The organism is Daejeonella sp., assembly GCF_044232565.1.
GTDB lineage: Bacteria > Bacteroidota > Bacteroidia > Sphingobacteriales > Sphingobacteriaceae > Daejeonella.
Genome location: NZ_JBIILQ010000119.1, coordinates 1 through 8,337, shown reverse-complemented (window position 1 = coordinate 8,337; position 8,337 = coordinate 1). Strand labels below are relative to the sequence as shown.

9 protein-coding genes are annotated in these 8,337 nt (G+C 36.6%); 1 reads left to right on the top strand and 8 read right to left on the bottom strand.

The window, feature by feature from the left end; all coding sequences use genetic code 11:
- From ACILQF_RS07785 to ACILQF_RS07755, 7 genes are all read right to left on the bottom strand, one after another.
- Nucleotides 1-581: TerC family protein (locus ACILQF_RS07785; RefSeq protein ID WP_395626854.1), on the bottom strand; the 581-nt coding region annotated here is incomplete at its 3' end.
- A 102-nt stretch (nt 582-683) separates the two neighbouring features.
- Complete coding sequence (locus ACILQF_RS07780) at nt 684-1,913, bottom strand: hypothetical protein (protein WP_395626853.1); 1,230 nt, start codon at nt 1,911-1,913, stop codon at nt 684-686.
- On the bottom strand, nt 1,894-2,463 hold the full coding sequence (locus tag ACILQF_RS07775) for a hypothetical protein (protein ID WP_395626852.1): 570 nt from the start codon (nt 2,461-2,463) through the stop codon (nt 1,894-1,896). The genes ACILQF_RS07780 and ACILQF_RS07775 overlap by 20 nt, the downstream gene beginning before the upstream one ends.
- 26 nt (nt 2,464-2,489) lie before the next feature.
- On the bottom strand, nt 2,490-3,053 hold the full coding sequence (locus ACILQF_RS07770) for an RNA polymerase sigma factor (protein WP_395626851.1): 564 nt from the start codon (nt 3,051-3,053) through the stop codon (nt 2,490-2,492).
- A gap of 99 nt (nt 3,054-3,152) precedes the next feature.
- Nucleotides 3,153-3,698 carry an AAA family ATPase gene (locus ACILQF_RS07765; protein ID WP_395626850.1) on the bottom strand — a complete coding sequence of 182 codons (546 nt, stop codon included), beginning with the start codon at nt 3,696-3,698 and terminating at the stop codon, nt 3,153-3,155.
- 13 nt (nt 3,699-3,711) lie between these two features.
- The gene (gene pnuC / locus ACILQF_RS07760) at nt 3,712-4,329 is read right to left on the bottom strand and encodes a nicotinamide riboside transporter PnuC (RefSeq protein WP_395626849.1); all 618 of its coding nucleotides are present in this window, start codon (nt 4,327-4,329) and stop codon (nt 3,712-3,714) included.
- A gap of 53 nt (nt 4,330-4,382) precedes the next feature.
- Nucleotides 4,383-4,916, bottom strand: a complete 534-nt coding sequence (locus ACILQF_RS07755; protein WP_395626848.1) for a hypothetical protein — start codon at nt 4,914-4,916, stop codon at nt 4,383-4,385.
- 290 nt (nt 4,917-5,206) lie between these two features.
- Here ACILQF_RS07755 and carB point away from each other — a divergent pair, with 290 nt between their 5' ends.
- Nucleotides 5,207-8,023 (top strand): carbamoyl-phosphate synthase large subunit, encoded by a 2,817-nt coding sequence (carB, locus tag ACILQF_RS07750; RefSeq protein WP_395626847.1) that lies wholly within the window; start codon nt 5,207-5,209, stop codon nt 8,021-8,023.
- 63 nt (nt 8,024-8,086) lie between these two features.
- Here carB and ACILQF_RS07745 read toward each other — a convergent pair.
- A partial coding sequence (locus tag ACILQF_RS07745) for a DUF4920 domain-containing protein (protein WP_395626846.1) occupies nt 8,087-8,337 on the bottom strand: 251 nt, incomplete at its 5' end.

Sequence of the window (8,337 nt, the reverse complement as noted above, 5' to 3'; positions counted from 1 at the left end):
GGATGCTTATTTACAAACTCAGAAATTGCACCAGCAGAAAGCATCATTACAATTACAGCGATGATTACAGCAGCAATCATTACTTCAATGTGATCTGCCATGCCTACTGCAGTGATTACGGAGTCGAGGGAAAAAACAATATCAAGAATCAAAATCTGAATAATAACGCCAGAAAAAGTCACAACAGATTTTGTATCAGTATGATGCTCAGCACCTTCTAGCTTATCATGAATTTCGCTTGTGCTTTTATAAATTAGAAATAAGCCCCCAATAATAAGAATTAGATCTCTTCCCGAAATAGCGAATTGCTCTAACATTGTTTTATCTGTTAATTTGATCCATTCGCCCATATTAAAGAGTGGACTGGTTAAAGTCATAATCCATGACAACGATAAAAGCAATAGAACTCTAGTAATCATGGCCAATGCTAAGCCAACCTGCCGCGCCTTTTTCTGCTTATTAGCCGGAAGTTTTGACGCCATAATTGAAATAAATATGATATTATCTATTCCAAGAACTATTTCAAGAACTGTTAAGGTGAGTAATGATATCCAGATTTCAGGGTTTGCTAACCATTCCATAATTATTTTTTTTTGTAAAAATAGGTTAAAAGAGTTAAGGAATAAAAACAAAAAAACCTCCCACCAAAAAAGCGAAAGGTTATTACTCCCTAAAAAGAGAATCTATAAAAATTTTACCGCGCCGTAACTAGATTTTATGATAATGCGTGAATCAGAGCCTTTACCTATTTGCCCTTTAAAATTCTTAGTGGGGTTCCAGCCTTTTGATTTTCCTGTCTCTGATGGTTGATCAGTTATACTGATTTGGCTTGCTGAATAATTGAAACCAGCATAACTTACAGTTACATCAAAATCGAAATCAGCAGACTCATCAATTCCTAGTGTTACACCTGAATAAGATGAAGAAATAGTAAGATTTTTGACATTTTTATCTACCTCATCAATTTTAAATCCGCTGCTGTAAGCCAAGTTAAATGTACCTCCATTGCTAAGGTGGGATATTTTAGAGCTGCTGTATTTGATTGATGCGTTTAATCTGTCACCTTCAGTTAGTTTTAAATTACCATAGCTAATCGCTAAATTTCCATTGGAAAAATTTTCTATGCTTGCTGAACCATAGCTCACTTTAACATGATTTGCCGGATGATCAAGTTTGCCGGAAGAAAATGAACCATAGGAACTACTGATATTAACGGGACCTGCAAAATCATCGAGCTCTGTACTTCCATAACGGTTGTTAATATCCAAAGGGTTTTTAGCCGGCATGTAGATCACGTAATTTACCTGAACTCCCCTTCTTTCTTCTTTTCCATTCTTGATTTTGGACCAAAAATTCATGGAAGTCTTTTCAAAATTGGTTTTAAAACTGATGAGATTTCCATCACGCGATTCTGCAATGTTTACACTTTCCAAAAGTTCAGTTGCGCTATTTTCTGAAGCTTCAAAAGCCTTGATTTCCACTTCAACTTTTATCTCATTCTTTGCCCATACATGCACGGTAACTTTTCCATATTGATTATTGACCGATAACTTGTCATCCTTATCAACCACGTACGATTTAATTATACGTTTTGTTTTTTCTGCAGCATCCATATAGACATTGCGACTCTCCAGATTATCACTAACAATTTCAAAGTCAACATCGCTAAATTCTCTGTCTATATCTCTCCCAATCGCGTCAAACGCAGCACCAATACGCCTAAAGTTTAAGCTTTCCAATTCAAGGCGCACTGTTTTGAGTGCCTTAGCAACATCAAATTCAATGTTATTTAGATCAACCCTGATTTTCGAATCGTTCAAATAAACAGCTGGGGTAGTCTGAGCTAATGCCAATTCACTAAACAAAAGTGTAAGACCAACTGCTATTGCCTTTTTAAATATCTTGATTTCCATACTCGTTGTCTTTTTTAATTTGATTAATCTGTTGAATTATTTGTAGCTGCTGATTTAACAGCTCGGTCTGTATTTGAAGATTTTGTATCATCGCCTTTACCGTTTCTTCCTGATTAGGACTTGCAGGTAATTCCTTTTTTAATCTCTGATAGCTTTCATCCATTTTCTTAATTTCCGATGAAAATTCCAGATACAATTGAGGCTCCTCTTTTTCAATTCGTTTTAACTCAATACGCTTAATTTCTATTAAAGAAGCATAATGAATCTGTTGTTTAGCCATCCCTAGATCGATATTACTAAGCTCAGTTAACTGCTTCATTTGGTACTGATAGAACCAAAAACCTGCTAAAACTAAAGGGATAATTGTGGCGACTATTTTCAGTAAAAAACTCAGGCGCATAGAACCTTCTTTATTTATTCCACTCTTGATCCCAATTTGTTTTTCATCAAGCTGATTTTCAATTTTGTTCCACAAATCTGCAGGTGGTTCAAACTGATCAATATCTTTTTTATGATCTTTTATAAAATGTTCTAATCTTTCACTCATCATTATGCTCTTATAGGTTCAGAAATGATTTAGTTATAACAAATTCCTTTACTCCTTAATATGTCTACGAGCTTTCTTTTTGCTCTCATAAACTGCGTTCTCGACGTATTTTCACTGATTCGCAAAATATGCGATATCTCTTCATGGTCATATCCTTCAAGCAAGTAAAGCGTAAGTACTATTCGATATCCATCTGGAAGTTCTTGAATAGCTGCACGTACTTGCTTAACTTGAAATTCAATTTCTTCGGTGTTACTTATTCCAGAATCAGGAATAAAATCAACATCGGTATCATCAATAGATATAAGCTCTATTTTGTGTTTGCGTAACTGACTAATAGACCGATTGATTACGATCTGTTTCATCCACATTCCGAAAGAAGTTTCTTGCCTAAAATCAGCGATACGGTTAAAAGCATCTACAAATGCTTCTTGTAGCACATCTTCTGCCTCATCTTCATCATTAAGAATGCGCATAGCAATATTAAACATGGCTCTTGAATAGAGCTTGTACAGTTCATTATGTGCTTTTCTATTACCGTTTCTACATTCAAGCACAAGGCCATGATGCAGATCTACGTAAACTGCTTTCAAATTTTTTAGGCTTTCTTATGTAAAAGACGCAGAGTATTTTGCAGCGTTGCATGTGTCCTTTAAAAATATCGAAAATTATTTTTCTCTATTTTTCTAAATTCAATCCCCCTTAATCATAAACGAATCAATACACCTAATTGCATTATTCAATCTCAATTCATCGGAGCCTGAAATGAGCGTATAATTCGCATTTAAAGATTTGAGTTCAGAATGCCAAACAGCTAAAAAATGTTCGCGTAAATCAGGGAAATCCCGCAAAGGATCCTCCTCCCATGGCAGATCAATATCCATCAATAAATATAAATCGTAATGGTGATGGGGTAATTTGTCGAGCACTTCCTGCGGTGAGCTTCCAAAAATATGATCACTCCATATTTTAACAGTAATAATTGTAGTATCACAAATCAGTATCCGATTGGCTTGTGCTGCGAGTTCTGCCTCCAACTGCAGCTGACCCCTAAACATATTAATTTCATCCTCCCAGGTACATGGAGCACTAAGCTTTTCGCAATAGTCTCGAGCATATTCAGGTACCCAAACGGTTTGATAGTGCTTTGCTAACTGTTCGGAAATGGTCGATTTTCCAGTTGATTCTGGTCCCACAATCGCTATCCTTACCAAGCTCGATTCCATACTATTATTCATAAAGCCATTCTATTTATAAAGGACGCGCATTATTCGACAATGTGGATTGCTTAAAATCCTTTTTCCAATTAATAAAACCCATTGCCGCAATTAAAATATATAAAGCATACATTCCAGCGGTTAAATGAAGGTCCTTCATGATGTAAACCCCAACATAAATTAGGTCTACAAATATCCAAATCAGCCAATTTTCAATAATTTTTCGGGCAAGAAAAAATTGCGCAACAAGACTGCATGCTGTACAAAAACTATCTATATATGGAAATGAAGCATCTGTGCTTTTATAGAGGAAAGTCCCAAGTAAAAAGGTGAAGACTAATATGCCCAAAATGGATAAAATAATAATATTTTTTGAAGCAAACATAATTGGGTTCCTATTTTCTGCACCCGTTTTTCTACTCCAAAAGTACCAGCCATAAATATTTGTAACTAAAAAATAGATCTGTAGACCCGCATCAGCATATAGTTTTTCCTCAAAAAATATAAGTGTATAAATCAAGACACTTATAATGGCGAAGGGCCAACTCCAGATATTATTTTTTGCGGCAAGGTAAACGCATAAGATTCCGCTAATCACGCCAAATACCTCAAGCAGACTTTGACTCTCCAGCCAGCTGGTAACAGTGAGCATAAAATTCATCGGGACAAAGATAAGGCGGAAAAGCAAATTTGGCGAATAATGCCTTATTTGACCTTATTTGACGCCACACTTAATGCTAAAGTGCTTTTAATACTTATCGCATTAATAATTGAATTTCTCAACTCATATTCCATTCTAATACGCACCGTAGAGCCTTTTATAAATTCATCAACTAAGGCTGTATTATCGGCGTCGAGCAAGATACTGCTCCCAACATTAGTAGAAATCTCATTTCTGGATGCAATTAACAATTCCTTGCTGCTATCCCCGCGAGATATATAAACTTTAATTGATTTAAAAAGCCCAAGGCTCTGTCCCGCAGGTGTATTGGCCTCAATTTTTACAGATGCAATACGTACATCTTTAATGGCTTTAGTATTTGATCCATATCCTGTAACTATTTGATCGAGGGTACTCGCCTGACTTTTAACAGATAGAACTGTATCCACCTGAGTGGTTTGAGGAACAATCAGATTAGCGGTATATGGAAATGAAGAGCGGATTACAGATTGCACAGCCGAACAAGCACTTAAAATAGTTAGTAATACTATAAATCCTAAAATTGGTTTTTTCATCATAAATATACTTTTAATAGACATCAACTAAGATGGCAAATTTAATTTATTACATTATTAAAATACCATATAAATACCATTTGAGATGCAATATTATTAATGAATTTGGATAGACAATCATTTAAAATTAAAAATCTAATAAATTTCTGTTTTTTTCAAGAATTTTTAAAAAAAGGCCTCTATTCGCTTAAAAAAAATATACCTTTGTATCCCGACAAAGCAATCGGGATTTTGTTCTTCTAAGCATATTAATCTCGCATTTGATTAGTCAAAATTAGACTCTTAAGAAGAAAATGCCATTAGATACTTCCATCCGCTCAGTCCTGATTATAGGTTCAGGACCAATCATTATCGGCCAAGCCTGCGAATTTGATTATGCAGGATCACAAGCTTCCCTTTCATTAAAAGACGAAGGAATTAAAGTTTCCATTATCAACTCTAACCCTGCCACCATCATGACAGATAAGGTTATTGCTGATCATGTTTATCTGCTTCCTTTAACTTGTGAAAGTATTGAACAAATTTTAAAAGAGCAGAAAATTGATGCTGTTTTACCTACAATGGGCGGACAAACAGCACTTAACCTTTGTAAGGAAGCTGAAGAAAGGGGTATCTGGGCTGCTCATAATGTCCGGATTGTGGGGGTTGACATGGAGGCGGTTGAGAAGACTGAGAACCGTGAAGAGTTCCGTAAATTGATGGTTGAGATTGGAGTAGGAGTGGCAAAATCTAAAATTGCCAATTCCTTTCTTGAAGGTAAGGAAGCTGCTCAAGAAATTGGTTATCCGCTAGTTATTCGTCCATCATATACCCTTGGAGGTTCTGGAGGCGGTTTTGTTCATAAAAAAGAAGACTTTGATCAGGCTTTGAGTCGCGGTTTACAGGCCTCACCTACCCATGAAGTATTAGTTGAAAAAGCTGTTATAGGTTGGAAAGAATATGAGCTTGAGCTTCTTAGAGATGGAAATGATAATGTAATCATCATCTGTGCCATAGAAAATTTCGACCCAATGGGTATCCATACTGGAGATTCTATTACTGTTGCCCCAACCATGACATTGAGTGATCGTTGCTATCAAGAAATGCGTAATCAAGCAATTCTTATGATGCGTTCAATCGGTAATTTCGCAGGTGGTTGTAATGTACAATTCTCTGTTGACCCCGCTACGGAAGATATTATCGCGATTGAAATCAACCCTAGAGTTTCACGCTCATCAGCCCTGGCATCAAAAGCTACAGGTTATCCCATTGCTAAAATTGCTGCAAAATTAGCTATCGGATATAATCTGGATGAAATTGAAAATCAAATCACTAAAACTACATCAGCATATTTTGAGCCATCATTAGATTATGTGATTGTTAAAATACCTCGTTGGAACTTTGATAAATTTAAAGGTGCCAATACTGAACTTGGTTTGCAAATGAAGTCGGTAGGTGAAGTAATGGCCATTGGCCGCACCTTTATTGAAGCCCTTCAAAAAGCATGTCAGAGTTTGGAAACGAACCGCTTGGGATTAGGTGCAGACGGGCGCCAAAGCCGCAATCTGGAAGAGATTATGCATAGTTTAGAGCACCCAAGTTGGGATCGTCTTTTCCATGTCAAAGATGCAATGAGCCTCGGTGTTCCACTAGAATCTATCCGTAAAATAACTCATATCGACAAATGGTTCTTGGTGCAGATCATGGAACTTGTTACTATGGAGGCGGAACTGAAACGCTATTCATTAAAAAACATACCGACAGATTTCTTCATTACATTGAAGCAAAAAGGTTATGCCGATACACAGATAGCATGGTTGCTTGGAAATGTTACTGAAGATGAAGTATATGATCGCCGTAAGGAACTAGGTATACACAGAGTATATAAGATGGTTGACACCTGTGCAGCTGAATTTCCTGCTAAAACACCTTATTTCTACTCTACATTCGAATTTGAAAATGAGTCGATTGTTAGTGATAAAAAGAAGATCATTGTACTAGGATCTGGCCCGAACCGCATTGGACAAGGGATTGAATTTGATTATTCCTGTGTACATGGACTTCTAGCAGCGAAAGAAGCTGGTTATGAAGCAATTATGATCAATTGCAATCCTGAAACAGTGTCAACCGATTTCAATATGGCTGATAAGCTATATTTTGAGCCCATATTCTGGGAGCATGTACGTGAGATTATTGAACTTGAAAAACCTGAAGGTGTAATTGTTCAGCTTGGCGGACAAACAGCACTCAAAATGGCTGAAAAGCTTCATGAAAAAGGAATTAAAATTATTGGCTCCTCATTTGATAGCATGGACATCGCGGAAGATCGCGGCAGATTCTCTGATCTTTTAAAAGAAATGGATATTCCTTATCCATTATATGGTGTTGCAGAAAGTGCGGAGGAAGCATTGGAAGTGGCTCATAAAGTTGGATATCCGGTGCTAGTTCGTCCGAGTTATGTATTAGGCGGACAGGGAATGAGCATCGTTATCAATGATGAAGACCTTGAAAAAGCCGTTGTTAAATTATTGAGAAACCTTCCGGGAAACCGCGTTCTGATTGATCATTTCTTAGATAGAGCTGGGGAAGCTGAATCAGACTCGATTTCAGATGGAGAAGATTGTCATATCATCGGCCTTATGGAGCATATTGAGCCAGCAGGTATTCACTCCGGAGATTCATACGCTGTTTTACCTCCCTTCAGTTTATCTGAAAATGTGATTGGGTTGATGGAAGAGTACAGCAAAAGAATTGCTAAAGCGCTAAATGTTAGAGGATTATTAAATATTCAGTTTGCTATAAAAGACGAAAAAGTTTACGTAATTGAAGCTAATCCTAGAGCTTCACGTACGGTACCATTTATTGCAAAAGCATACGATGTTCCATACATCAACATTGCAACAAAAATCATGTTAGGTACGCATAAACTAAAAGATTTTTCGATTGTGCGTAAGCTTAAAGGTTATGCGATCAAAGAACCGGTATTCTCTTTCGATAAGTTTCCAGAAGTTAAAAAGGAGCTAGGTCCTGAGATGAAATCAACAGGTGAAGCAATACGCTTCATCAAAGATCTCGAGGATCCATATTTCAGACATTTGTACAAAGAAAAATCGATGTACTTATCTAAGTAAGCACTATCCAAATAAAAAGGGAGCTTTTCGATCGAAAAGCTCCCTTTTTTTATTCGTTTTAAACTAGTTAGTTACCACTACACCCTTTGCCTCATAGGCTAATTGTACTTTGGGACTAGTAATTGCTGCAATTTCTGCTTCAGATTTACCGGCATCCTTTGCATAATGTTTAAGTGTTTCAATTGAGGTGGTATCGGTATAAGCAAAACCATCTAAAACAACCTCTTTACCGGCTAGATCTTTTGGCATAAAGATTTTGTAATCTTTAAAAGTCACACGTATATCTTTACCATCACCTAGGTCCATGAGCATCC